A 22,456-nucleotide genomic window follows, 5' to 3' on the forward strand; every position below is an offset into this window, starting at 1 on the left:
CACGAGCGCCTGCGCCGGGACGCGCGTTCACCACACCCGAAAGTAGGACGATGACGCCTCACTGCCTGATCGCCACCGTCACCCAGTCGAAGCTCCTCAGAGGGCCGGCGAGCGGCGGTGAGAACGGGCTTGCAGCACCGGCTTGACGGTAGGCCAGTCGGTGGCGACCACTGCGAACATGGCCGAGTCGCGGACCTTGCCCTCCTCGCCGCGCGCCCACGACATGGACCAGGCGCGCAGCACGCCCTCAAAGGGGATGCCGAGCCGCTCCAAGGCCCGGCGGCAGCGGTGGTTGCGGGCGTCGGTCTTCAGGTCGACGCGGGCGACGCCGAGCGTTTCGAACGCGTACGACAGCAGCAACAGCTTCGCCTCGGCATTGATCCCGGTCCCCTGGGCCGAGGCGGCCAGCCAGGTGAAGCCGATCTCGATCGCTCGCAGGCCAGGCCGATCCGGCCACCTGCGAGGATCCCAGAGGCCGGTGCAGCCCACCGCCTTGCCGTCGGTGAGCCGAACCTGGGCGAACGGGGTCAGCCCGTCGCGGGCGAGTTGGGTCGCCAGGTAGTCCGGCATCTCGCGACCGCGAGGCACCAGCGTGAAGTCGTAGGACGATCGATCCTCCTCGGCCGCCTCCGCGAGATCCGCCGCGTGCCGCATCGCCAGCGGCTCCAACCGCACCAGATCGCCGGCAAGGACAGGAACATCAAGGCGTACGCTCATCAGCTCTCCCTCATCGTTCCTGGCATTGGCACCTTTCCCGCGGATTCCCGCCGGGGAGGTTGCCGGACCGTCACAGGGCCAGGTCCCTCAGATCCTCTGGATGAACTACCGAGTCGAGATCATGCCTGCACGGGCGGACGCCGTCAATTCGCCGCAGAGGGCCTATTCCATGGACGGCGCTTGAACCCAGGAGTCGGGAGTGCTCACCACCAGCGGCTACCAAGAACCGAGTTTGCCCGACCGCACCGGCGCGGTCTCTTCCATCAGGCGTTGATCGACTTGCCGAGGGCGCTGCCCGCGACCCAGTCGTCCCACGACTTCGCCCACGGCGTCGGCCCGTTGCCGAACTGGAGCTTCCGCGATGTCCCCGTGACCTCGATGATGTCTCCCCGCTGCGTGAAGTTGTAGAACCAGCGGGCGTTGGCCATGCTGGCGTTCACGCAGCCGTGGCTGACGTTGCGGCTGCCCTGCGCGCCGGTCGACCAGGGCGCGGCGTGGAAGAACATGCCGCTGTAGGTCATCCTGACATTCCACTTGGTACGGGCGTAGTACTCACCGGGCCTGCCGATGGTGGCCGAGTCCATGAGGGTCTCCGCGGCCTTCTCCTGGGCGATCATGATGCCGGACCAGCTTTCGTCGCCCTTCTTGCCCAGGCTGACCGGGATGGTCTTGACGACCTCGCCGTTCTCCCGCACGACTGCCCGGTGGGTGCCATTGCGGATCTTGGTGATGTGCTCGTCACCGACGGTGAACGTCAGGCTGCGGTCCCTGGTGCCCCACACGTCCTGCCCCGCCCGCAGGCCGGCCAGGTGCGCGACCACCGTGACCTTCTCGCCGACCGGCCAGTACTCGCGCGGCCTGAACTGGACCTCGCGGTCGCTCACCCAGCTCCACGCACCCTCGACCGGCTTGGACATCCGCACCTCCAGCGACCGCTCGACCGCGGCCCGGTCGCTCCTGGCGGTCACGGGGCGCGACAGCAGGAGCTGGACGGGCATGCCGACGCCGACCCTCTCGCCGTCCAGGGGGGACATGCCGCTCTCCAGCACCCGCTTCGGCTTGAGCGTGGTGAACGTGGCCCGCGCGGTGACGGGCTTGCCGTCCGTGCCGGTCGCCTGCACGCTCACCGTGTACGCCGTCGAGGGCCGCAACGGCCACGTGGGACGCCACGTCCCGTCCGCGCCCAAGGTCCCGCGCACCTCGCTCCCCTTGGCGTCGGCGACGGTCACCTTGGTGACCTTGCCGTCGGTGGCCTTGACGCCGACGGCGGTGTCCGGGGGCACCCTCTTCGTGCCGTTCGCCGGTGTGATCGCCAGCTTGGCTGTGAGGGCCCGCTCCTGCGGGTCGGCGGGCGCTGGTGGATTCGAGGCACCCGAGGTGCAGCTTGCGGTCAGCAGCAGCGCAGCCATGAACGTGCTGACGAGTATGGTCCGGCCGTTCCGCATCGTCGATGCCTCCACTCCCCGACAAATAGGCATCTTTCAGACAAGACGGCCTATTGATGATACGGAGAGCTATATGCCCATAACTGTGGGTAACAATACAAAGGTGCCTTGATCGATGCGGCAGGTTGCGAGGCAGGCGTATCCAGAGGGCTTCTGCGAGATCGAGGAGCGGGACTTCCGTGGTGGGCGGTCCTGAGCACGTCCGCCATGCTTCTGGGAGACTGGGTGCCTGTGACGCGCTCTGACCTCGCTCGCCGGATTCATGCCGCAGCCCACCTCGCCGGCCACTTCGTGCTCCGTTCAGGACGTACCGCCACCGAGTACTTCGACAAGTACAAGTTCGAAGGCGACCCCGTTCTGCTGGACGACATCGCTCGGGCGATGGCTCCCCTGGTCTCGGGGGACGTCGAGGTGTTGGCCGGGCTTGAGATGGGCGGGATCCCGGTGGTCACCGCCCTCGGCCGGCACACCGGTCTGCCGTGTGCGTTCGTTCGTAAGCAGGCCAAGACGTACGGAACCGGTCGTCTGGCCGAAGGCGCGGAGGTGGAGGGACGGCGGGTGCTGGTGGTCGAGGACGTCGTCACCAGCGGTGGCCAGATCGTCCTGTCCACTGCTGAGCTGCGGAGCCTAGGGGCGCAGGTCAGCGAGGCATTGTGCGTCATCGATCGCGAGCAGGGAGGTACGGCAGCGCTGGCCGCAGAAAACATCAGCCTTTCATCGTTGTTGACCGCGACCGACCTGCGCATGACGAACTGATCCGCCGGGCCTGTCGACCAGCTCACCGTGCGCGGGCGCCCAGACGCAGCGTCCTTTCTCGCCCTGGCTCACGGAGCAACGGGGCTGATCTACGAGCCCCCACCTGGTCGAACCAGGGGTACGACGCCTGAAACGTCACAAGCGCCCTCTCTACGATCATCACCCGTTCGGAGCAGGCAGAACAAGACTGTTTCTTTGGCCGGTGCCGTCGCCATGCTGTAACCGTGAACGCCACAAGTAGCGAGGTCTGGGATCCGTTCGGCACCTTGCACAACGCCCTGTGGATCGGAGGGGGACAATGGGCCGGCAAATCCACCGTCGCCAGGCTGCTGGCCATCCGGTACGGGCTGACCGCCTACCACTACGACTACCACGACGCACGTGCGCACAATGACCGTCGGATCGCCCGTCGCCTGCGGCTCGGCGAGCCCATCGCGGATCCTGACCCGGACGCCGTCTGGGTGAACACCAGCCCTCAAGAGATGGCCGACGAGACCCTGGCCGGCTTTCCCACGCGGTTCGAATGGGCCTTGGATGACCTGCGCGGCCTGGTTTCGGGGCGGCCTGTCATCGCCGAAGGCTGGGGACTGCGTCCGGAACTGGTCGCTCCCATCATCGACTCACCCTGGCGAATGATCGTCATGGTGCCGAGTGAGGAATTCCGCCGGCGCCAGGTCCGCGAACTGCCCCGTGCCGCCGCCGTCTCTCGCCGAGTCAGCGACCCCGATCGAGCACAGCGCAACCGACTCGCCCGAGACCGACTCGTCGCCGACGAGGCCGTCCGTTCGGCTCGCCGCTTGGGCATCCGAGTCCTGGAGGTGGACGGGTCCGACGATGCGGAGGCTGTCGCCGACATCGTGGCTGACCACTTCAGCTCCTACCTGCCGGTGACGAACGTCTACAGGTCCTGATCACGCGGGCCCCTGCAGCCGGACGAGCGCCGGCACCGTCGCCCCGCCCGCGGGCCAAACGGACCGCGCAGGAGTGGCGCGGCCCTGCTCACCAGCTCAGCGCCTTCGGCCGACCGGTCGTGGTGGGCAGCCGGTCACGGAGCAGTTGGATGCCCAGCGGGACGAGGGCCACGCAGAGCAGGCCGGTGACCAGCACGTCGGGGGTGGAGGCGCCCTTCAGCACGCCCATCCACGTCCCTCCTGCCAGCAGCAACATCACGGCGCGGGCGGTGCCGAAGAGGCCCGAGCGCCAGGCGGCGACGGCCAGGAGGAGCGAGCCCGCGAACTGGCCGACCGAGGCCCAGACCGGTACCCGCCACGGTCCGTAGGAGATGTCGACGTACTCCTTCATGATCGCGCTCGTCGCCCGGTCCAGGCCGAGAACCTCGGTGAGCTGGAAGGCGGTCTGGTCGGCGCCGGCGAAGTACAGGCGGGCGAACAGGCCGATGACCAGCAACGTGGCGCCCCAGTAGGCGAGGTGGCCGCCCACCTGCTGGGCCAGGGTGATGAAGGCGGGGAAGAGCAGCAGCGCTCCCAGGGCGAAGACCGCGTAGGGGAGGGTGAGCAGGGCGGGTGCCGACGTGTAGGCGAGAAGCTGACCGTAGGCGGCGAACGGCTGCGCCTCGGCCCAGGCCTGCTGCTGAGGGGTGAGAGCGGTGACCGTGCTCAGGTGACGCAGCAGGTATCCGGCGCACATGATCACCGGCCCCGCGATGAGCGTCACGCCGCCGATCCAGCGTCCAGGGAAGGGGAAGGGGGTGTTCATGAGGGCGAGCCTGGCACCGGTGAGGTGGGCTGGTCATCGGCCGATGGTCAACCGGCGCCCCTGTCGAAAGTCAGGGGCGCCGGGCAAGCCGCCTCCCCGCCGGTGGTCGGGCGGGCCGCCTCCCCCGGCCGATGGCGGGGAAGGCGGCCGAAAATCGAAGGCGGCCGGAAACCGAAGGGGACCGAAGGCGAAGGTCAGTCGAGGATGTGGGTGGTGGCGCGGGCGTACCGGTCGCGGATCGACGGGACGGCATCCCCTTCGTACGTCTCCGTCTCCTCCGACCGCCACTCCGGCGTGGTGACCAGCGTGGCGGCCTGGTACGCGGCCCCGTTGGCGACGTACTCCGCCGGCGGCGGCACCGTGATCGGGACGCCGAAGATCGTCGGGGCGATGCGGCGGACCGCCTCGGAGCGGGCCGCGCCGCCGATCAGCAGCACCCGCTCCGGCTTGGTGCCCAGCGCGTCGAGGGCGTCGGCGAGGCCGCACAGCATGCCCTCGATGGCAGCCCGCGCCAGGTGGGCGGGGGTCGAGGTGGCCAGGGTCAGCCCGTGGACGGAGCCCGTCGCGGTCGGGCGGTTGGGGGTGCGCTCGCCCTCCAGGTACGGCACCAGCGTCAGCCCGTCCGCCCCCGGCGGGGCCTGGAGCGCCAGATCGCTCAGGGCGTCCAGGCTCACCCCGACGATGCGGGCGGCGGCGTCCATGACGCGGGCGGCGTTGAGCGTGCACACCAGCGGCAGGAACCGTCCCGTCGCGTCGGCGAAGCCGGCCACCGCGCCCGTCGGGTCGGCGCTGGGCGAGTCCGCGACCGCGAACGCGGTGCCGGAGGTGCCCAGCGACACCACGACGTCGCCCGGACGGGCGCCCACACCGAGCGCCGCCGCCATGTTGTCGCCCGTGCCCGGGGCGATCAGCGCCGCACCCCCTTCGTACGCCGCTTCGGCCGGCCCCAGCACCCGGGGCAGCAGGGGGATCGAGCCGAACGCCAGCTTCAGCAGATCCGTCCGGTACGCGCCCGTGGACGGCGACCAGTAACCCGTGCCCGAGGCGTCCCCCCGGTCCGTGGCGAGCTGGCCGAGCGGCGGCACCGGGGAGTCGGCGGAGAAGACCCCCGAGGCGAACGCCCCGGCCAGGCGCCAGGAGAGCCAGTCGTGCGGCAGGCAGACGGCCGCCGTACGGGCCGCGTTGTCCGGCTCGTGCTCGGCCAGCCAGCGCAGCTTGGTCACCGTGAACGAGGCGACCGGCACCGAGCCGACGGCGGTGGCCCAGGCCTCCGGTCCGCCCAGCTCCGCGACCAGGTCGGTGGCGGCCTGGGCGGAGCGGGTGTCGTTCCACAACAGGGCGTCACGTACGACATTTCCGGACTCGTCCAGGCAGACCATGCCATGCTGCTGCCCGCCCACACTGATGGCGGTCACGCCCTCCAGCCCGCCGGCCTCCTCGATGGCCCGCAACAACGCGTCCCACCAGTGCGACGGATGCACCTCCGTGCCGTCGGGATGTGGCGCGCGGCCCTGCCGGACCAGCGCGCCCGTCTCGGCGTCACGAATGACAATCTTGCAACTCTGCGTCGAAGAATCGACCCCAGCGACCAGCGTCACCCACGAACTCCTAACAAGTGCTCCAGCGCAAGCTGGTTGAGATGCGTGAAATGGTATCCGCGCGCGGCGGCGACATCCGGATCGAAGTCGTCGGAAGCGAGATCGGCCAGCGTCTCACCGCGGTTGAGCGTGGGCAGGCCGAGCTCCTCGACACGGGAGGCCCGCAGGGCGTCGCGCACCTCGGGGTCGGCCCTGAAGGCACGTGCCTTCTCCCGCAGGATCAGGTACGTACGCATGTTCGCGGCGGCCGACACCCACACGTCCGAAGCATCCTCCGTACGCAGTGGCTTGTAGTCGAAGTGCCGCGGCCCGTCGTAGCCGCCGTGCTCCAGCAGGTCGACCAGGAAGAACGCGCTCATCACATCACCGTGGCCGAAGACCAGGTCCTGGTCGAACCGCGGGCCGTGCTGGCCGTTGAGGTCGATGTGGAAGAGCTTGCCGTGCCACAGCGCCTGGGCGATGCCGTGCACGAAGTTGAGCCCGGCCATCTGCTCGTGGCCGACCTCGGGGTTGAGGCCCACCATCTCAGGGTGCTCCAGCGCGCCGATGAACGCCAGGGCGTGGCCGATCGTGGGCAGCAGGATGTCGCCGCGCGGCTCGTTCGGCTTGGGCTCGAGGGCGAACCGGATGCCGTAGCCGCGCTCGCGCACATAGTCGCAGAGCAGGTCGATGGCCTCCTTGTAGCGCCCGAGGGCCGCGCGCACGTCCTTGGCCGCGTCGGACTCGGATCCCTCCCTGCCGCCCCAGCACACGTACGTGGTGGCGCCCAGCGAGGCGGCCAGGTCGAGGTTGCGCATGACCTTGCGCAGGGCGTGTCGCCGCACGTCACGGTCGTTGCTGGTGAAGGCGCCGTCGCGGAAGACGGGGTGGGTGAACAGGTTGGTGGTCGCCATGGGCACTTTGAGCCCGGTTTCGGCAAGCGCTTTCCTGAAGGCCGTGATCGCCCGGTCGCGATCGGGCTGGACGGCCAGCAGGTCGTCGTCGTGGAAGGTGACGCCGTAGGCCCCCAGCTCGGCCAGCCGATGCACGCTCTCCACCGGATCGAGCGGCGTCCGCGAGGCGTCCCCGAACGGATCGCGCGCCTGCCAGCCGACCGTCCACAGACCGAACGTGAATCGATCTTCAGGGGTTGGCTCGTACATGTCTCGATGCTCCCCTGGCGATCAGCTGTTCACAAGCCCGAGGGATCCCGTCCCACGCTGATCTCCTCGGCGATCTTGCGAATCTCCGCCACCTCGAGGCCGGGAGCCTTGGGCAGGTGGCGCAGCAACGCCTCCATCACCACGGGCACGGGCTGGCCGGCGAACCGCCCCGCGATGCCGTGGACCGCCCTGAACAGCGCCTCTTCGGTGTCGTGCATCGGCCTCTCCTTGTTCGGGTACCCGGAGAAACCTACGGCCTCGGCATGACAGTTCGCTCGCTACCCCTCCAGCGTGTTCCGCACTGCGACGCAAATCTCGTCGAGCCGGCGCACCTGCTCGGGCGTCAGCACGTCGAAGAGGCTCCGCCGTACCTCCTCGACGTGTCCCGGCGCGGCGGCGGCCAGCGCGGCGAACCCGGCGTCGGTGAGCACCGCGAAGCTGCCGCGCCCGTCGTCGGGGCAGCGCTCGCGGCGGACCCACCCGCGCTCCTCCAGGCGCGCCACGGCGTGCGACAGACGGCTCTGCGAGCTCTGCGCCCTGGCGGCCAGCTCGCTCATCCGCATCGACCGCCCGGGCGCCTCCGAGAGCGCCACGAGGATCATGTAGTACGTGTGCGGCATGCTCGCGTCCCGCTGGAGCTGGCGGTCGAGCGCTTCGTTGAGGAGCTGGGTCGCCGCCAGGAAGTTCCGCCAGGTGTGCTGTTCGTCCGCATCCAGCCATCTCGTCACGGTCCCAATTTAGTTGAACTCTCATATACTTGAGACGGAACCCGGCCCGGAAAGGGGCACATCATGCCTGTTCAGCGACTCAACCACGCGGTCCTTTACGTCCGCGACGTGGAACGCAGCGTCGCCTTTTACCGCGAGGCCCTCGGCTTCGACGTCGTGATGGGCATGCCGGGCGCCGCCTTCCTGCAGGCTCCCGGCTCGACGAACGACCACGACCTGGGCCTGTTCCAGATCGGTCCCGACGCCGGCCCGTCGCCGGCCGGCCGCACGTCCGTGGGCCTCTACCACCTGGCGTGGGAGGTCGACACCCTCGACGAGCTGGAGCGGGTCGCGGTCAAGCTGAGCGAGCTCGGCGCGCTGGTCGGCTCCTCCGACCACGGCACGACCAAGGCGCTGTACGCGAAGGACCCCGACGGGCTGGAGTTCGAGGTGTCGTGGCTGGTGCCGGCCTCGCTGATCACCGAGGAGGTCCTCGCCGCGCGCGCCGGGATCCGCCCGCTCGACCTGGCCGCCGACAAGGAGAGGTACGGCGCTCAGACCCGAGGCGGAGTGGGCGTGTCCATCCCCGTCTGAAGTACCGTAGTGATGATACGACCCTTCTTCCACGGGGAACGGTCATGCCAAGCGATCCTGATCACGTGCTCGACGCCATCGACGGCGTCGTCGACGAGTGGGAGACGCTGAGCGCTGACTCCATGCGCTGGTCGCCTCCCGAAACCAAGAGTCCCGATTTCATGACCGAGATGACGGAGATCTTCGGTCCGCTGGTCAACGCGTTCGCGCAGGCGCTGCGTCCCGTCAGCGACGCGTTCGAGCGGGTGCTGCACACCTTCGACGACGACGACCACTAGCCGGTGCGCCGGCGCCGTGCCCGCCGCGGGTAGGCCTTGGCCGTCTCGGCCAGCCGTACGGCGTGTTCGGCCTGCTTGCGCCAGTGCCCGTAGGCGTCGCCGCGCTGTGCCAGCCGGTCCAGCTCGCTCATGGTCGTCAGCGGGATGAACGCGGGCTCGGCGTCCCGCCACGGCGTGCCCGGCAGCGGCATGAAGGTGTGGGTGTGGATGCGGGCCCCCAGCTCGGCCAGGTCGGAGGCCAGCTTCAGCGACTGCTCCTGGTCCTCCTCGGTCTCGCCCGGCATGCCGAAGATGAAGTCGACGTTGGGCCGGAAGCCGTGCTCGACCGCGATCCTGACGGCGTCGCGCACCGGTGAGGTGTCGTGGCCCCGCCCCGAGGCGGCCAGCACCCTGTCGGAGCCGGACTGGGCGCCGATGATCAGATTGTCGTTGGCCACGTAGCGCTTGAGCATGCGCATGGCCTCGGGGCTGACGTGCTCGGGCCGCACCTCCGAAGGGAAGCTCCCGAAGAAGACCCGGCCGCGCGGCGGCAGCTCCTCCTTGATCCCGGCCAGCAGCTCCTCCACCTTGCCCAGGTCGGCATCGGGCCCGGGGGAGCCGTAGGAGAGCGAGGTCGGCGTGATGAAGCGGATGTCGCGCAGGCCCCTGTCGACCATCCCGCGCACGTGCTCGCGCACGCTGGCGACCGAGCGGTGGCGGAACTGCCCGCCGAACATGAACGGCGTCTGGCAGAAGCGGCAGGTGTAGCGGCAGCCGCGGGTGATCTCGATCGGCCCGTTCCGGCCCACGAAGGAGGGGAACGCGTCGAGCGGCAGCTGCGGCGCCGGCCTGGTGCGCAGGGCGACGCCGTCGGCGTCCTTGATCGCCAGCCCCGGCACCGAGGTGAGCGGTTCGTCCTGCTGGAGCGCCCGGACGAGGGAGATGATCGTGGACTCGCCCTCGCCGATCCCCGCCAGGTCCCAGCCCGCGTCGATGACCTGCTGCGGCTCGGCCGTGGCGTGCACGCCGCCCGCGATGTGCAGCCCCCGGCCGTCGCTCAGCGACCTGACCGTGGCCAGCTCGGCCGCCATGGCCTCGGCGTCGGGCGAGTAGAACGACCAGAGCACGAGCACGCGGTCGGCCTGGCTGGCCGTGATGTGCTCCGCGGTCTCCTCAGGGGTGGTGCCGAGTCTCAGCTCGTGCTCGACCCCGGCGGTCTCCAGCGCGGCGAGCAGCGCGTGCACGCCGTACGTCACCGCCTTGCGGTAACGGACCACCACACATACAGCCAGTGCCACGTCCGGCAGCGTAGCTCAGGCGGCGCGCATCGAGCGCAGCGCGCCGGTCAGCCTGGCCAGCTCGGCGAGCATGGCGTCGGCGGCGGAGTCCATGACGTCGTTGGCGTGCACCTTGCCGTCCTCGCCGAGGAACTGCGTGTAGAACGGGATGTTCACCGCCTCCAGCACCGGGATCATCCTCAGCGTGCTGGTGACCTGGCGCAAGCTGTTGGCGGCGCGGGTGCCGCCGGAGACGCCGCCGTAGCTGACGAACCCGGCCGCCTTGTGCTGCCACTCGTGGTGCAGGTAGTCGAGGGCGTTCTTCAGCACGGCGTTGAAGCTGTGGTTGTACTCGGGGGTCACGAACACGTACGCGTCGCCCCGCTCGACGGTGGCGCTCCACTCCTTGGTGTGCGCGTTCACGTACTGCTTGAGCCGGGGGTGGTTGGGCTCGTCCAGGAACGGCAGGGCGACCTCCGCCAGGTCGATCAGCTCGACCTCGAACAGTCCCGACTCCACGGCCTTGCCGTGGAACCACTCGGCGATGGGACGCCCGGCGCGGCCGGGACGGGTGCTGGCGACGACGATCTGCAGGACCGGCTTGCCCATGACATGCTCCTTCACTCAGGCGGTGTAGCTACTCAACATTATTGAGCTGCTACATATTTCTGAGCAAACGCTGGTAGGATTTGTGGCATGAGTCTCAATTCGGTCTGCGTGCGCTTCCACATCGCCTTAGAGCTGATCGGGGCGCGATGGTCGGGCGCGGTGATCCACATGATCTTCAAGGGCGCCCACCGGTACGCCGACCTCAAGGCGGCCATCCCCGGCATCAACGACACGATGCTGGCCCGGCGGCTGCGCGAGCTGGAGGGCGCCGGGCTCATCGAGCGCCGCGTGCTGCCCACGTCGCCGGTGCGCGTGGAATACCACCTGACCGAGATGGGGCAGGAGCTGCGGCCGGTGCTGGACGAGCTGGTGACGTGGGCGCACAAGTGGATCCCGCTGCCGGAGGCCAAGTCCGCTTAGGGGCCCCGGGTCCTCAGTGGCGGGAGGACGGGATCCGCTTGGGCAGCGGCGGCGGCTGCGGGGCCTCCTGCGCAGGCGGCGGGGGCGGGTCGGCCTTGGCCGCCCGCCAGCGCGAGGGGAAGAGCGAGGCGGTCAGCAGGATGCATCCCGTGGGGAGCGACCAGGTGTAGAGCAGGGCCGTGTAGCCCTCGAGAAACTGGCTCGGCACGTCGTCGAACCCCATCCGGTGGTCACCGCCCAGGGCGATGCGCACCAGCGCCGCCCCGATGAAGCCGAGGAAGGCCAGGCCGGGCAGCAGCGAGGCGAGCGGTGAGATCCTCGACCCGGCCAGGACCCCGATCAGGGCCACCGTGCCGACGTACACGGCCAGCGTGACCCAGTCGACGGTCATGGCCGCCGTGTGGCGATAACGCTCGATCCCCACGATGAAACCGGTTGCGATGAGTGGGGTGGCCAGCAGTCCTGCGCCGGCGCCGAGCAGATGACGAACACCATTTCGCAAAGAGAACACCTCCAGCCACGGGACCATACCGACCCGCCCGCCCGCCCACCTTTAAGGCGATAAATCGGCCCACAGGGCCTGCGTCCGAAAAGCCCCTATAACACCGAAATAGAGGCTCTTTGGCATGCTGGCAGGCGCCGAAGCAACCGTTAGCTTGACAGCACCCCCACCCGAGGAGTGCACATGTTGAGTAAACGCTGTGCGTTGGTGGGCGGCGTCATCCTCGCCGCCTGCCTGGCCGCCCCCCTCAGCCCCGCAGCAGCTGACCCGGCGCCTCAATCCGCCTCCCCGTCCCTTCCCCCGTCCGTGGTCGACGCGCTCGAACGGGACCTGGGACTCTCCGAGCAGCAGGTCAACGCCCGGCTGGCCAACGAGGAGCGTGCCGCGGCCGCGCAGGCCACGCTCACCTCCCAGCTCGGCGCGTCGTTCGGCGGTGCCTGGCTGAACGACGACGCCTCCAAGCTCCTGGTCGCCACCACCGACCCCAACGCCACCGCCACCATCCAGGCGCAGGGCGCCGAGCCGGTCGTGGTCGGGCGCTCGCTCGCCCAGCTCGACGCGATCGTGCAGCAGCTCGACCAGGCGCCGAGGCGTGCCCAGGCCGGGGCGGCGCTCTGGTTCGTGGACGTGAAGACCAACAGCGTCGCCATCCAGGCGCCCACGGTGGAGGCCGCTGAGGCCCTGGCCAAGGCCGCGGGCGTGGACAGGAACGCGGTCAGCGTGTCGGCGACCGCCGAGCGGCCCGTGCCGCTCATCAACATCATCGGCGGCGCCCCGTACTACATCGGCTCCAGCCGCTGCAGCGTCGGCTTCTCCGTCACCAAGGGCAGCACCCCCGGGTTCGTCACCGCCGGGCACTGCCGCGTGGCCAACAACACCACCAACCCGACGGGCACCTTCCAGGGCGCCTCCTTCCCGGGTAACGACTACGCGTGGGTCGCCGCTCCCGGCAACACCGCGCAGCCCTGGGTACGCGGCTCCGGCGGCGCGAACGTGATCGTCCGCGGCTCCACCCAGGCCGCGGTGGGCGCGTCCATCTGCCGCTCCGGCTCGACCACCGGCTGGCGCTGCGGCACCATCCAGCAGCACAACGCCACCGTCAGGTACTCGCAGGGGACCGTCACCGGCCTGACCCGCACCAGCGCCTGCGCCGAGCCCGGCGACTCCGGCGGCTCGTTCATCTCGGGCAGCCAGGCCCAGGGCGTCACCTCGGGCGGCTCGGGCAACTGCTCCGTCGGCGGGACCACGTACCACCAGCCCGTCAACGAGATCCTGAGCGTCTACGGGCTCACCCTCCGCACGGGCTGACCCCCGGCGCCTGACTCCGCGCGGCACGCCCGGCTGGGCGTGCCGCGCGGAATCTTTTTTGCCCCGCGGCGATGAGTTTCCCCGCCCCGTCCGGTCTGTCTGATGGAAAGCACGTCAACACCATCGGAGGAGCTTGCGATGAGGCGACCCGTTCTCGGCAGCCTGCTGCTCGCCAGCACGAACCCCGAGCGTCTGCGCACCTGGTACGTCAACGCCCTCGACCCGGAGGACAACTCCGACGTCGGCGGGTACGGGGTGCTCAAGTTCGGGGAGTTCTACCTGTTCATCGACACGCGGACGGACGTGTCGGACAAGAATCCGGAGCCCGGAAGGGTGATCCTGAACTTCGACGTGGCCGACGCCCGCGCGGTCGCCGCGCGCATGGACAGCGCGGGCGTGACGTGGCTGGCGGAGCTGGAGGAGCGCGACGGCAGCCTGTTCGCCACCGCGATCGATCCGGACGGCAACTACGTCCAGATCATCCAGCTCAGCGAGGCCCATCGGGCAGGCATGTGACGTCGGGGAAGGCGATCATGTTCGGGACGACGAAGGCGTTCAGCGGTTTCGCGGTGAACGACATAGCGGCGGCCAGGCAGTTCTACGGGGAGACCCTGGGACTGCGCGTATCGGAGGAGCACGGGATGTTGACGCTCCACATCGCGGGGGGCACCGACATCCTGATCTACCCGAAGGAGAATCACACCCCGGCCACGTTCACGATCCTCAACTTCCCGGTCGAGGACATCGACAAGGCGGTGGACGAGCTGGCGGGGCGGGGAGTGCGTTTCGAGCACTACGAGGGCTTCCCGCAGGACGCGAAGGGCGTTCTCCGCGCCGAGGGCGGCCCGCCCATCGCCTGGTTCACGGACCCGGCTGGCAACGTCCTGTCGGTCATCCAGCCGTAACCCTCTCCTCAGGGTCGGGTCAGGGTCGGGTCGGGGGTGGAGCCGGATGCGAGAGGGCTGTCCCCGGCGGGACAGTTGCCTCATGACCGCAGTGAAGAGGTTCTCCCCCCTGATCGCCTGCGCCGCGATCCTGTTCTCGGTGGTCGCCGTGCTGGTCGGGCAGTTCGGCCCCGACCCGCAGCTCGACCCCATGAACGTGACCGTCAGCGAATACGCCGTGTCCGACCGCGGGGGCGTCACGGAGGTCGCCATGGCGGTGCTCGGGTTGGGGTCCCTGGCGCTGCTCCTGGGGTTGCGGGCGGCCGGGGCGCCGGTGCGGGGGATGCCTCAGTGGTTGCTGGGGGTGTGGTCCGGGGCTCTGGTGGTGGCCGCCCTGGTCCCGACCACACCCCTCGGGGCGGATCTCGACCTCGCGGCCCAGGTCCACCGGTACGTGTCCGTCGCGGCGTTCGTGAGCCTGCCCGCCGCCGGTGCGCTGATGGTGCCCCGGCTGGGCTCAGACGCCCGCTGGAAGCCCGTGGCGCGGGTGGTGGAGTGGGTGACCCTGGCCGGCGGGTTCGGGCTGCTGGCGATCACGTACGTGGCCCTGCCCGGCGAGCGGGTGATGATCGGGCTCGTCGAGCGGTTGCTGCTGGGCGCTGAGGTGACCTTGCTGGGCGTGCTGGCCGCGTGGCTGGCGTGGCTGACCTGGCGTCCGGTCAGTGGGCGGACCGGTGCGCAAGGTGCGAATTTCCTGACATATCACAGATTTATCGCAAGTCGATCTTAAAACCACCTGTTTCGATGCTATTCTCTCCCGCGATCTTCTATCCGGGAGCAGGTGTCATGGCATCGGGCAGATCCATCAGATTCAAGATCTCGACGCTGCTCGTCATCCCCTTGGTCTCCCTGGTCGCACTCTGGGGCTTCGCCGCGAGCACCACGTCGGGAGACGCGCTCAACCTGCTCAAGGTCGAGACGATCTGGACGGGCGTCATCAACCACGCCGACGGCCTGATCTCCAACCTCCAGACCGAGCGCCTGGCCTCGGCCGAGCGGATCGCCGGCTCGATCACGGACCCCGACGCGCTGAACAAGGCGCGCGCCAAGGTCGACAACAACCGCAAGACGCTGCGCGAGCGCGCCATGTCCGAGGACGTGCAGTCGGCGCTCACGCAGGACATGAAGACCCAGCTCCAGAACGTCTTCGAGGCGATCAACCGGATCCCGGACATCCGCCGCAAGGTGGACGACCGCAAGCTCACCCCCGGCACCCTCGTCACCGAGTACGCGAAGGTCTCCGACGAGATCCACCTGCTGTACTCCAGGATGATGGTCAGCACCGACCTCCAGATGGCACTCCAGGCGCAGGGCCTGATCGCCGCCGACGAGGTACGCGAGCTGCTGAGCCGGGAGCACGCGCTGATCGTCGCCGGGAACGGCCGGATGACCATGCACTCCGACCTCCACCTGCTGGCCGGCCTGGACAACACCAGGACGTACCTGTTCCCCAAGGCCCTGGCCAACCTCGACACCGAGCTGCGGGCCCCGTTCGAGAAGCTGTACTACTCCCCGCGCTACGGCACCATGGAGAACCTGCTGGAGAGCTACATCTCCGGCCAGCCGGTGGACGTCGAGCTGTGGCGGGGCGTGTCCGAGCAGGTGCAGAAGGAATTCCGCGAGGCCGTCTGGCGCACCGGCGACAAGCTGCTGGCCAGGATGGAGCCCGCGGGCGTGGGCATCGTGGTGCGGGCCGCCGTCGCGGGCGCGCTCGGCCTCATCGCCGTCATCTTCTCCATCGTCATCTCGATCAGGGTCGGCCGCAGGCTCACCCGCGAGATGCGGACGCTGCGCCGTACCGCGCTGGACCTGGCCGAGATCAGGCTGCCGGACGTCGTGACGAAGCTGCGCAAGGGCGAGAGCGTCGACATCGCCACCGAGGCGCCGCCCATCACGGTGGGCCGCGGCTCGACCAGCGAGGTCACCGACCTGGCCACGGCGTTCGACAGCGTGCAGAGCACGGCCGTGGACGCGGCCGTCGAGCAGGCCCGGCTGCGCGAGGGCGTGTCGCAGGCGCTGCGCAACCTCGCCCGGCGCAGCCAGTCGCTGCTGCAGCGCCAGCTCAAGATGCTCGACGAGATGCAGCGCCAGACGGAGGACCCGGAGGCGCTGGAGCGCCTGTTCAGGCTCGACCACCTGACCACCCGCATGCGCCGCCACGCCGAGGGCCTGGTGCTGCTCTCGGGCGGCGCGGCGGGCCGCAGGTGGCGCGGCGTCATCCCGATCGAGGACGTGCTGAGCGGCGCGGCGGCCCAGGTCGAGGAGTACACCCGGGTACGCGTCTACCCGATGACCGAGTGCGGCGTCTCGGGCGCGGCGGTGGCCGACCTCATGCACCTGTTCGCCGAGCTGATCGAGAACGCGGCCTCCTTCTCCTCGCCCAGCAACGAGGTCTCCGTACGCGGCGAGATGGTCGGCAGGGGCTTCGCCGTCGAGATCGAGGACCGCGGCCTGGGCATGGACGAGGCCACGCGCAGGGGCATCAACGCGCGCCTGGCCAGCCCGCAGGAGTTCGACCCCTCCCAGACCGAACGGCTGGGCTTCGCGGTGGTCGGCATGCTCGCGGCCAGGCACGGCGTCAAGGTGACGCTCAAGCCCTCGCCGTACGGCGGCACCACCGCCATCGTGCTCGTGCCCGGCTCCCTGGTGGAGCCCATGGTGACCCCGGTGCAGCCGCTGGAGTTCGAGTCCGTCTCGGTCTCGGTGCTGGGCCGCGGTGAAGCCCGGCAGGAGCCCACGGGGCCGGGTGAGCTGCCGCGCCGGGTCCGTACCAGCAAGCGGGGCCAGCAGACGGGCGCCGGCGGCCCCGTGGCCGTGCCCCAGCAGGCGGGCAGCGGCCCGGTGGCCGTGCCCCAGCAACTGCCCCAGCAGCAACAGGAGCCCGACCTGCCGCGCCGCCAGCGGCAGAGGGAGACCGGGCTGCCGCAGCGCGAGCGCCAGCGGGAGACCGGCCTGCCGCAGCGCGAGCGGCAGGCGGGCCTGCCGCAGCGGCTCAAGCAGACGCCGCCACCGGCGCCACCGGCCGAGGAGCGCTCACCAGAGGAGGCCAGGGCGCTGCTCTCCTCGCTCCAGTCGGGCTGGCAGCGCGGGCGGCAGGACGCCAGTGACCAGGATGGGGGATCTCAATCGTGAGCGGCGAGCACGAGTGGGTCGATGAGGAGGCGGGTCCCGTCGTGCGGCCGTACGCGGTCGCGCGCGGGCGCACCAGGCCCACTTCCTCCAACGCGCTCGACCTGCTGGCGACCGTCGCCGGGACGGGGCTGCCCGTCCCGGCCAAGGCGGAGCTCAGCGCTCAGCACCGGCGGCTGCTGGGCATCGTGGCAGGTCAGACCAGGCCCGTAGCCGAGGTCGCCTCGGATCTGGGCCTGCCCGTCGGTGTCGTGAGAGTGCTGCTGGGCGACCTGCTCGACCACGGACTGGTCACGGTACGCCCGCCGCGCGACAAGGCCACGACGCCCACGGAGAGCCTGCTCCGTGAGGTGATCAACGGCCTCAGGGCGCTCTAGTTCGCTGAGGTCAGCGTCCGCAGGGAGTGCTCCACGAGGGCGATCATGACTTCCTTGGCGGAGGTGCGCCGCCGCACGTCGCACAGCATGACCGGCACGTCGTCGTCCAGGTCGAGCGCGATGCGCACGTCCTCGACGCTGTGCCGTGCCGCCCCGTCGAAGCAGTTGACGGCCACCACGAACGGCGTGCCCCGCTGCTCGAAGTAGTCGACGGACGGGAAGCAGTCGGTCAGCCGCCGCGTGTCCGCGATCACGACGGCGCCCAGCGCGCCGTAGGACAGCTCGTCCCACATGAACCAGAACCGCTCCTGCCCGGGCGTCCCGAACAGGTAGACGACCAGCCCGTCGCGGATCGTGATGCGGCCGAAGTCCATCGCCACGGTCGTGGTGTTCTTGGCCTCCACGCCGTCGAGGTCGTCGATCCCGATCCCACGGTCGGAGAGCACCTCTTCCGTGCGCAGCGGCTTGATCTCGCTGACCGCTCCGACCAGTGTGGTCTTGCCGACGCCGAACCCCCCTGCGATGAGAATCTTCAGCGCGACGGGGTCCTCAGAGAGCACGGAGTCCATTGATCACTTCCTTGAGAATGCGCTCATTCGACCGCGACCCTCCGGATGAGGGCGACGACACCGAGATGAGGCCGTGGTCACGCATGTCGCCCAGCAGGACCCGGACGACGCCGACGGGCAGGTCGAGCTCGACGGCCAGGTCGGCCACCGAGATCGGATTACGTGCTGCCCGCAGGATGAGTTGCTGTTCGGGGCCGAGCTCGCCAGGCGGGTCGCCGATGGCGCGCACGGTTGCCACGAGGTCGAACGTGTCCCCTGAGGAACGCGTACGGCCGCGGATGAGAGCATAGGGCCGGACGACGGGCCCCGCGTCCTCATCGAACCACTGCGGGCTATCGCTCATGACGCTCCAGCGCGCGGATTGGTGGTGATGTGCTGGCCCACCCGCTTGACCAGCATCGCCATCTCGTAGGCGATGTGGCCGACGTCCACGTTCGCATCGGCGATCACGGCCAGGCACGTTCCCTGTCCCGCCGCCGTCACGAACAGGAAGGCGGATTCCATCTCCACAATGGTCTGACGCACGTCGCCGCCGCCGAAATGGCGTCCGGTGCCACGGGCCAGGCTCTGGAACCCGGCCGCCACCGCCGACAGATGCTCGGCGTCCTCCCGGGTCAAACCCTTCGAGTAACCCACCGCGAGACCGTCGGTCGACAAGATGACGGCCTGACGCACGGCGGCGACCCTGGTGGCAAGATCGTCCAGCAGCCAGTTGAGCTCACCGGTGTTGGTGGTCGGCAAAGTCATGCATCCCCCTTACTCATGGCCCCTCCTCAGAGGCTTCTTCTCGGGCGCGTTGGGTCCCCCGCTGGAAAGCGGAGAACAAGTCCCTTACCTCGTCCGGAGAGCGTTCGGGCGGCGGCTCCTGCCCACGCGGCTCCTGTCCACGGGGCTCCTGCCCACGCGGCTCCTGCTCGGGAGCCCGCTCCTGTCCGAGCGGCGGGCTCTCCTTGAGCTGCGGCACCAGATTGGCCTGGCGCACCCGTCTGGGCAGTCCCGCATGGGTGCCCGAGGTCACGACAGCGAGCGCCTTCTTCCGCGTACGGCTCGGCAGATCGGCCTTGCCGTCGACATCGCCCGCCTCCAGCGCCGCCGGCTCGGTCACCATCGAACGCGGAACGAGCACGATGGCCGTCGTCCCGCCGAAGGGCGAGGCCCGCAGCAGCACCTTGATCCCGTACTGTTGCGCCAGCTTGGCCACCACGAACAGGCCCAGCCTGTCGCTGTCGGCCAGGTCGAACTCCGGCGGCGCGGCCATCCGCGTGTTGAACGCCGAGTACTCGGCGACCGACAGCCCGAGCCCTCGGTCCTCGACCTCGATGACGTATCCGTTGCTCACCAGGTCGCCGCGGACCTGGACCGTGGTGTCCGGCGGCGAGTAGATGGTGGCGTTCTCGACCAGCTCGGCCACCAGGTGGGTGAGGTCGGCGGCGGCGGTGCCGTCGACCGCGGCGACCGGCATGCCCTCGACGGTGACCCTGGTGTAGTCCTCGATCTCGGCGATGGCCGCGCGGACGATGTCGATCACGGGCACCGGCTTGCGCCAGGCCCGTCCCGGCGCGGCCCCCGACAGGATCATCAGACTCTCGGCGTGCCGGCGCATGCGGGTGGTCAGGTGGTCGAGGCGGAAGAGCTCCTCGAGCCGGTCGGGGTCGTGCGTACGGCGCTGCATGGCGTCCAGCAGCGACAGCTGCCGGTGCAGCAGGCCCTGCTTGCGCCGGGCGAGGTTGAGGAAGACCTGGCCGACCCCGCGCCGCATCGCGGCCTGGCCGACCGCCGCCGTCACGGCGGTGCGCTGCACGGAGCCGAAGGCCCTGGCGACGTCGGTGATCTCAGCGGAACCGTGCACCTTGATCGCCTTGGCCTCCTTCCGCACGTCGACGTCCTCGCCCTTGCGCAGCCGCTCGACGATGTCGGGCAGCCGGCTCTGCGACAGCTCGATCGCGGCGGTACGCAGCCCGGCCAGCTCGCCGGCCAGGCGGCGGCCGAAGCGTACAGAGATGATGATCGACGCGAGCACGGCGATCAAGCCGAGGCCGCCGGCGATGGAGATCTTGACGATGGTGGAGGTCGCGGCCTCGGACGTGCGCGCGGCCAGCACGCCCGCCGAGGAGGAGCCGAGCTGGTCGAGCCGTGAGGTGAGCTTGTCGACGGCCTCGGTCCACCCTTCGGCGGTGGGGGGCGGGCTGCCGGTCTTGATGATCCGCGCCTCCATGGTGGCGAAGGTCTGGAACGGCTCGCTGGCGAAGACCTGCTCGTACGGCCGGCGCAGCGTCACGTCGAGCCCGGCCAGGCCGCGCGCGTGCAGGAACTTCCTGGAGGCCGCGTACTCGGTGAAGGCGGAGACCTCGGGAGCGGTGAGCCGGCGGTCGGCCAGCGCCCCGATGACGAGCGCGTGCTCCCTGGCGATGTACTCCCTGGCCATGCCCATGGCCTGCAGCGAGGACGCCTGCTGGAAGATCGTCAGATCGGAGACGGAGACCAGGTGGTCGTAGAGGGTGAAGATCGAGTCGAGGATGCGGTTGTACTCGTCCAGCCCGGCCAGCCGGGAGCCGAGGCCGCCGTCGATGTCGGCCCTGATCGCCCCGAGACGGCCGAGGGCGGATTCGAGGGTGTCGAGCGACAGTCGCAGATCGTCGCCGACCGAACCGCCGGCCTCCATGACGGCCAGCTTGAAGTCGGTGACCGACCTGTCGGTGCGGGCGCGCTGGGCGCTGAGCACCGAGGTGAGCTTACGCGTAGTGAGCGTCTCCGCGGAGCGCACCCGTTCGGCCTGAAGCTGTAATCCCAGGTCGGTGGAGGTGACGCCGAGAGTCCGATAGAGCGTGTTCGCGCGGAGCAGTGACTGGGCGTCGCCCATGGTGAGGTTGAGGACGAAACCCCAGAGCGCGCTCAGAGACAGAAGGGGTAGCAGCAACAATAAGAAGATCTTGAACCGAATTGACCGGTTTCGCGAGCCCATGTCCCAACCTCGAGTCGGGGGCATTTCCACACCTTGTGTAAATACACCTCCGGAAGATCGCATAGGAGACTAGCATCGTTTATGGTTCCGGCGCAGTGGGAGGAACACGTTCATTACCGTGATTATTGGGACAAGATCTCCCGCTCGTGACGCGCCTTGGCGGCGATCGTCCGCAGCCACAGCAGCGCTACCAGCGAGATCGTGATGAGTCCGGCCCAGTTGACCATGGTGTACACGTGCACCTGCCACGCGGTCACGTTCGGGACCCGGCCGATGCGCAGAAGCTCCCACTGCCACGGCTGGCCGGTCAGCACCAGCGTGATCGCGATCGCGATGGCGGTCATGGAGTCCCAGAGGGCGTGCAGCAACGAGACGCCGAGGTAGGCCAGGACGACGGAGCCGGTGATCCGGCCACGCGCCGCGAACAGCACGCCGCCCAGGACGGCCGTCCACAGCCCGTGCCCTACGGGCGACAGGATGCCGCGCAGCACCTCGGTCTCGACGAGCTGGGACAGCGACAGGCCGTCGGCGGTGAAGAGGGCGTTGAAGGCGTACCCGGCGCTCTCGAACGCGGCGAAGCCGAAGCCGACGGTGGCGCCGAGCACGATGCCGTCCCGGGCGGAACGCCGCTCCATCCTCCTGGTGACGAACATCAGCGCGCCGAGCTTCACGCCCTCCTCGATGAGGCCGACGAGGACGTACATGATGATCGACGGCCGGATCAGCAGGCTCTCCAGCAGGGACGCGCCGAGCACGCCCAGCACGCCGCCCACCACGAACGCCACGAACAGCAGCTCGACCGTCACCCGCGGCGAGCGGTCGCGCCCGTAGGCCCAGACCACGAACGTCACGGGCACCAGGAAGCTGCCGAACAGCACCACGGTCGGCACGAGGTTGGAGTTGCCCGTCCAGCCGGTGACCGCGACGCTGGCCAGCCACAAGACGAACCCGATCAGGAAGACCCGCAGCCACAGCTTCACAGCGCCTTCACCTCCACAGCGCGGAGGGCTGCCGTGACGGCGCCGCCAGGTCCAGCCCAAACCGTCGAACCGCGAATACCCCCGTTCCTCACGCGTCAATCGTCGTCTCAGGCGTCAATCGTCCCGAATGTCCGAACGCTCGCCCGCCGGGGCGCGTGCCGCCGGAATCTTTCGTACGGCCTATTACCGCGAATCCTCCTTTGGAGTAGCGTCCGGGATATCGCGAGCGGGGGGAGTCCGGTGGTCGGCAAGCAGGGCAGGGTCACGGGGAAGATCGGCCCAGGGCTCGTCGGCGAGGTCATGATCCCGGTCAGAGGCGGCGTGGAGGCGTTCTACGCACATCCCAGCGTGCCCGACGAGGAGTTCCAGACCGGATCCATCGTGGTCGTGGTCGAGTACTTCCCCCCGCGGACCGTCTACGTGGCCAGGGCACTCATCTAAGGGAGG

Annotated in this window: 27 protein-coding genes and 1 riboswitch; of the genes, 12 read left to right on the plus strand and 15 right to left on the minus strand. The window is 69.5% G+C overall.

The window, feature by feature from the left end:
* Window positions 1-96 precede the first annotated feature (96 nt).
* Both ACFKCF_RS17910 and ACFKCF_RS17915 read right to left on the minus strand, forming a co-directional pair.
* Complete coding sequence (locus ACFKCF_RS17910; RefSeq protein ID WP_394494867.1) at window positions 97-717, minus strand: GNAT family N-acetyltransferase; 621 nt, start codon at window positions 715-717, stop codon at window positions 97-99.
* Between the two features lie 7 nt (window positions 718-724).
* Window positions 725-824, minus strand: a riboswitch (SAM riboswitch).
* 156 nt (window positions 825-980) lie between these two features.
* Entirely contained in the window at window positions 981-2,162 is a 1,182-nt protein-coding gene (locus ACFKCF_RS17915) for an Ig-like domain-containing protein (protein ID WP_394494868.1), read from the minus strand.
* Between the two features lie 207 nt (window positions 2,163-2,369).
* Here ACFKCF_RS17915 and pyrE point away from each other — a divergent pair, with 207 nt between their 5' ends.
* Window positions 2,370-2,918, plus strand: a complete 549-nt coding sequence (gene pyrE / locus ACFKCF_RS17920) for an orotate phosphoribosyltransferase (RefSeq protein ID WP_394494870.1) — start codon at window positions 2,370-2,372, stop codon at window positions 2,916-2,918.
* A 224-nt stretch (window positions 2,919-3,142) separates the two neighbouring features.
* On the plus strand, window positions 3,143-3,829 hold the full coding sequence (locus tag ACFKCF_RS17925; RefSeq protein ID WP_394494872.1) for a hypothetical protein: 687 nt from the start codon (window positions 3,143-3,145) through the stop codon (window positions 3,827-3,829).
* Window positions 3,830-3,917: 88 nt separating this feature from the next.
* Here ACFKCF_RS17925 and ACFKCF_RS17930 read toward each other — a convergent pair whose 3' ends face one another.
* From ACFKCF_RS17930 to ACFKCF_RS17950, 5 genes are all read right to left on the minus strand, one after another.
* Complete coding sequence (locus ACFKCF_RS17930; RefSeq protein WP_394494873.1) at window positions 3,918-4,634, minus strand: hypothetical protein; 717 nt, start codon at window positions 4,632-4,634, stop codon at window positions 3,918-3,920.
* A 194-nt stretch (window positions 4,635-4,828) separates the two neighbouring features.
* Window positions 4,829-6,232, minus strand: coding sequence for a xylulokinase (locus ACFKCF_RS17935; RefSeq protein WP_394494874.1), 1,404 nt, complete (start codon window positions 6,230-6,232; stop codon window positions 4,829-4,831).
* Entirely contained in the window at window positions 6,229-7,374 is a 1,146-nt protein-coding gene (gene xylA, locus ACFKCF_RS17940; RefSeq protein ID WP_394494875.1) for a xylose isomerase, read from the minus strand. The genes ACFKCF_RS17935 and xylA overlap by 4 nt, the downstream gene beginning before the upstream one ends.
* Window positions 7,375-7,403: 29 nt before the next feature.
* Window positions 7,404-7,592 (minus strand): hypothetical protein, encoded by a 189-nt coding sequence (locus tag ACFKCF_RS17945; protein ID WP_349453729.1) that lies wholly within the window; start codon window positions 7,590-7,592, stop codon window positions 7,404-7,406.
* 60 nt (window positions 7,593-7,652) lie between these two features.
* A complete protein-coding gene (locus tag ACFKCF_RS17950) occupies window positions 7,653-8,102 on the minus strand; it encodes a MarR family winged helix-turn-helix transcriptional regulator (protein WP_394494877.1) in 450 nt (149 codons plus the stop codon).
* 63 nt (window positions 8,103-8,165) lie between these two features.
* Between ACFKCF_RS17950 and ACFKCF_RS17955 the strand changes: the two genes are divergently transcribed.
* Both ACFKCF_RS17955 and ACFKCF_RS17960 read left to right on the plus strand, forming a co-directional pair.
* A complete protein-coding gene (locus ACFKCF_RS17955; RefSeq protein WP_394494879.1) occupies window positions 8,166-8,675 on the plus strand; it encodes a VOC family protein in 510 nt (169 codons plus the stop codon).
* A 44-nt stretch (window positions 8,676-8,719) separates the two neighbouring features.
* Window positions 8,720-8,953 (plus strand): hypothetical protein, encoded by a 234-nt coding sequence (locus ACFKCF_RS17960; RefSeq protein ID WP_394494880.1) that lies wholly within the window; start codon window positions 8,720-8,722, stop codon window positions 8,951-8,953.
* Here the strand turns inward: ACFKCF_RS17960 and ACFKCF_RS17965 are convergent.
* Together ACFKCF_RS17965 and ACFKCF_RS17970 are read right to left on the minus strand one after the other, a co-directional pair.
* The gene (locus ACFKCF_RS17965; RefSeq protein WP_394494882.1) at window positions 8,950-10,230 is read right to left on the minus strand and encodes a TIGR04013 family B12-binding domain/radical SAM domain-containing protein; all 1,281 of its coding nucleotides are present in this window, start codon (window positions 10,228-10,230) and stop codon (window positions 8,950-8,952) included. The two genes, ACFKCF_RS17960 and ACFKCF_RS17965, sit on opposite strands and share 4 nt — an antisense overlap.
* A 15-nt stretch (window positions 10,231-10,245) precedes the next feature.
* A complete protein-coding gene (locus ACFKCF_RS17970) occupies window positions 10,246-10,818 on the minus strand; it encodes an NADPH-dependent FMN reductase (protein WP_394494883.1) in 573 nt (190 codons plus the stop codon).
* Window positions 10,819-10,905: 87 nt separating this feature from the next.
* On the opposite strand from ACFKCF_RS17970, the gene ACFKCF_RS17975 reads away from it, so the two are divergent.
* The gene (locus ACFKCF_RS17975; RefSeq protein WP_394494884.1) at window positions 10,906-11,238 is read left to right on the plus strand and encodes a winged helix-turn-helix transcriptional regulator; all 333 of its coding nucleotides are present in this window, start codon (window positions 10,906-10,908) and stop codon (window positions 11,236-11,238) included.
* 13 nt (window positions 11,239-11,251) lie between these two features.
* On the opposite strand, the gene ACFKCF_RS17980 is transcribed toward ACFKCF_RS17975, so the two are convergent.
* Complete coding sequence (locus ACFKCF_RS17980; RefSeq protein ID WP_394494886.1) at window positions 11,252-11,740, minus strand: hypothetical protein; 489 nt, start codon at window positions 11,738-11,740, stop codon at window positions 11,252-11,254.
* A gap of 183 nt (window positions 11,741-11,923) precedes the next feature.
* Between ACFKCF_RS17980 and ACFKCF_RS17985 the strand changes: the two genes are divergently transcribed.
* The 6 genes from ACFKCF_RS17985 (at window position 11,924) to ACFKCF_RS18010 (ending at window position 17,498) form a co-directional block, all read left to right on the plus strand.
* On the plus strand, window positions 11,924-13,048 hold the full coding sequence (locus tag ACFKCF_RS17985) for a S1 family peptidase (protein ID WP_394494887.1): 1,125 nt from the start codon (window positions 11,924-11,926) through the stop codon (window positions 13,046-13,048).
* A gap of 138 nt (window positions 13,049-13,186) precedes the next feature.
* A complete protein-coding gene (locus ACFKCF_RS17990) occupies window positions 13,187-13,564 on the plus strand; it encodes a VOC family protein (RefSeq protein ID WP_394494889.1) in 378 nt (125 codons plus the stop codon).
* Window positions 13,565-13,581: 17 nt separating this feature from the next.
* Window positions 13,582-13,953: a VOC family protein gene (locus tag ACFKCF_RS17995; RefSeq protein WP_394494890.1), complete on the plus strand. Its 372-nt coding sequence runs from the start codon at window positions 13,582-13,584 to the stop codon at window positions 13,951-13,953.
* Between the two features lie 82 nt (window positions 13,954-14,035).
* Window positions 14,036-14,722 carry a DUF998 domain-containing protein gene (locus ACFKCF_RS18000; protein WP_394494892.1) on the plus strand — a complete coding sequence of 229 codons (687 nt, stop codon included), beginning with the start codon at window positions 14,036-14,038 and terminating at the stop codon, window positions 14,720-14,722.
* A gap of 56 nt (window positions 14,723-14,778) precedes the next feature.
* On the plus strand, window positions 14,779-17,124 hold the full coding sequence (locus ACFKCF_RS18005; RefSeq protein ID WP_394494894.1) for a nitrate- and nitrite sensing domain-containing protein: 2,346 nt from the start codon (window positions 14,779-14,781) through the stop codon (window positions 17,122-17,124).
* Window positions 17,121-17,498, plus strand: a complete 378-nt coding sequence (locus ACFKCF_RS18010; RefSeq protein WP_394494896.1) for a DUF742 domain-containing protein — start codon at window positions 17,121-17,123, stop codon at window positions 17,496-17,498. Before ACFKCF_RS18005 ends, ACFKCF_RS18010 begins: the two co-directional genes overlap by 4 nt.
* Here ACFKCF_RS18010 and ACFKCF_RS18015 read toward each other — a convergent pair.
* The 5 genes from ACFKCF_RS18015 to ACFKCF_RS18035 all read right to left on the minus strand — a co-directional run bounded on the left by ACFKCF_RS18015 (window position 17,495) and on the right by ACFKCF_RS18035 (window position 22,009).
* The gene (locus ACFKCF_RS18015; protein ID WP_185069805.1) at window positions 17,495-18,067 is read right to left on the minus strand and encodes an ATP/GTP-binding protein; all 573 of its coding nucleotides are present in this window, start codon (window positions 18,065-18,067) and stop codon (window positions 17,495-17,497) included. The genes ACFKCF_RS18010 and ACFKCF_RS18015 overlap by 4 nt on opposite strands.
* Window positions 18,048-18,410, minus strand: coding sequence for a DUF742 domain-containing protein (locus ACFKCF_RS18020; protein WP_394494897.1), 363 nt, complete (start codon window positions 18,408-18,410; stop codon window positions 18,048-18,050). The genes ACFKCF_RS18015 and ACFKCF_RS18020 overlap by 20 nt, the downstream gene beginning before the upstream one ends.
* Window positions 18,407-18,814 carry a roadblock/LC7 domain-containing protein gene (locus ACFKCF_RS18025; protein WP_319707425.1) on the minus strand — a complete coding sequence of 136 codons (408 nt, stop codon included), beginning with the start codon at window positions 18,812-18,814 and terminating at the stop codon, window positions 18,407-18,409. The genes ACFKCF_RS18020 and ACFKCF_RS18025 overlap by 4 nt, the downstream gene beginning before the upstream one ends.
* Before the next feature lie 13 nt (window positions 18,815-18,827).
* Window positions 18,828-20,984: a nitrate- and nitrite sensing domain-containing protein gene (locus ACFKCF_RS18030; RefSeq protein ID WP_394494899.1), complete on the minus strand. Its 2,157-nt coding sequence runs from the start codon at window positions 20,982-20,984 to the stop codon at window positions 18,828-18,830.
* Window positions 20,985-21,151: 167 nt separating this feature from the next.
* Window positions 21,152-22,009, minus strand: a complete 858-nt coding sequence (locus ACFKCF_RS18035) for a PrsW family intramembrane metalloprotease (RefSeq protein WP_394494901.1) — start codon at window positions 22,007-22,009, stop codon at window positions 21,152-21,154.
* A gap of 240 nt (window positions 22,010-22,249) precedes the next feature.
* On the opposite strand from ACFKCF_RS18035, the gene ACFKCF_RS18040 reads away from it, so the two are divergent.
* Window positions 22,250-22,450 (plus strand): hypothetical protein, encoded by a 201-nt coding sequence (locus ACFKCF_RS18040; RefSeq protein WP_394494903.1) that lies wholly within the window; start codon window positions 22,250-22,252, stop codon window positions 22,448-22,450.
* Window positions 22,451-22,456: the final 6 nt, after the last annotated feature.

Source organism: Nonomuraea sp. JJY05, from assembly GCF_043496855.1.
Taxonomy (GTDB): Bacteria; Actinomycetota; Actinomycetes; order Streptosporangiales; family Streptosporangiaceae; genus Nonomuraea.

What these genes read in the sequence shown, in the direction of transcription:
- ACFKCF_RS17975 (WP_394494884.1), top strand. Translation starts at nt 10,906, where the DNA reads ATGAGTCTCAATTCGGTCTGCGTGCGCTTCCACATCGCCTTAGAGCTG.
- ACFKCF_RS17915 (WP_394494868.1), bottom strand. Translation starts at nt 2,162, where the DNA reads ATGCGGAACGGCCGGACCATACTCGTCAGCACGTTCATGGCTGCGCTG.
- ACFKCF_RS17995 (WP_394494890.1), top strand. Translation starts at nt 13,582, where the DNA reads ATGTTCGGGACGACGAAGGCGTTCAGCGGTTTCGCGGTGAACGACATA.
- ACFKCF_RS18015 (WP_185069805.1), bottom strand. Translation starts at nt 18,067, where the DNA reads ATGGACTCCGTGCTCTCTGAGGACCCCGTCGCGCTGAAGATTCTCATC.
- ACFKCF_RS17960 (WP_394494880.1), top strand. Translation starts at nt 8,720, where the DNA reads ATGCCAAGCGATCCTGATCACGTGCTCGACGCCATCGACGGCGTCGTC.
- ACFKCF_RS17970 (WP_394494883.1), bottom strand. Translation starts at nt 10,818, where the DNA reads ATGGGCAAGCCGGTCCTGCAGATCGTCGTCGCCAGCACCCGTCCCGGC.
- ACFKCF_RS18005 (WP_394494894.1), top strand. Translation starts at nt 14,779, where the DNA reads ATGGCATCGGGCAGATCCATCAGATTCAAGATCTCGACGCTGCTCGTC.
- ACFKCF_RS17985 (WP_394494887.1), top strand. Translation starts at nt 11,924, where the DNA reads ATGTTGAGTAAACGCTGTGCGTTGGTGGGCGGCGTCATCCTCGCCGCC.
- ACFKCF_RS17955 (WP_394494879.1), top strand. Translation starts at nt 8,166, where the DNA reads ATGCCTGTTCAGCGACTCAACCACGCGGTCCTTTACGTCCGCGACGTG.
- ACFKCF_RS17910 (WP_394494867.1), bottom strand. Translation starts at nt 717, where the DNA reads ATGAGCGTACGCCTTGATGTTCCTGTCCTTGCCGGCGATCTGGTGCGG.
- xylA (WP_394494875.1), bottom strand. Translation starts at nt 7,374, where the DNA reads ATGTACGAGCCAACCCCTGAAGATCGATTCACGTTCGGTCTGTGGACG.
- ACFKCF_RS17990 (WP_394494889.1), top strand. Translation starts at nt 13,187, where the DNA reads ATGAGGCGACCCGTTCTCGGCAGCCTGCTGCTCGCCAGCACGAACCCC.
- pyrE (WP_394494870.1), top strand. Translation starts at nt 2,370, where the DNA reads ATGCTTCTGGGAGACTGGGTGCCTGTGACGCGCTCTGACCTCGCTCGC.
- ACFKCF_RS17930 (WP_394494873.1), bottom strand. Translation starts at nt 4,634, where the DNA reads ATGAACACCCCCTTCCCCTTCCCTGGACGCTGGATCGGCGGCGTGACG.
- ACFKCF_RS18025 (WP_319707425.1), bottom strand. Translation starts at nt 18,814, where the DNA reads ATGACTTTGCCGACCACCAACACCGGTGAGCTCAACTGGCTGCTGGAC.
- ACFKCF_RS18000 (WP_394494892.1), top strand. Translation starts at nt 14,036, where the DNA reads ATGACCGCAGTGAAGAGGTTCTCCCCCCTGATCGCCTGCGCCGCGATC.
- ACFKCF_RS17945 (WP_349453729.1), bottom strand. Translation starts at nt 7,592, where the DNA reads ATGCACGACACCGAAGAGGCGCTGTTCAGGGCGGTCCACGGCATCGCG.
- ACFKCF_RS18020 (WP_394494897.1), bottom strand. Translation starts at nt 18,410, where the DNA reads ATGAGCGATAGCCCGCAGTGGTTCGATGAGGACGCGGGGCCCGTCGTC.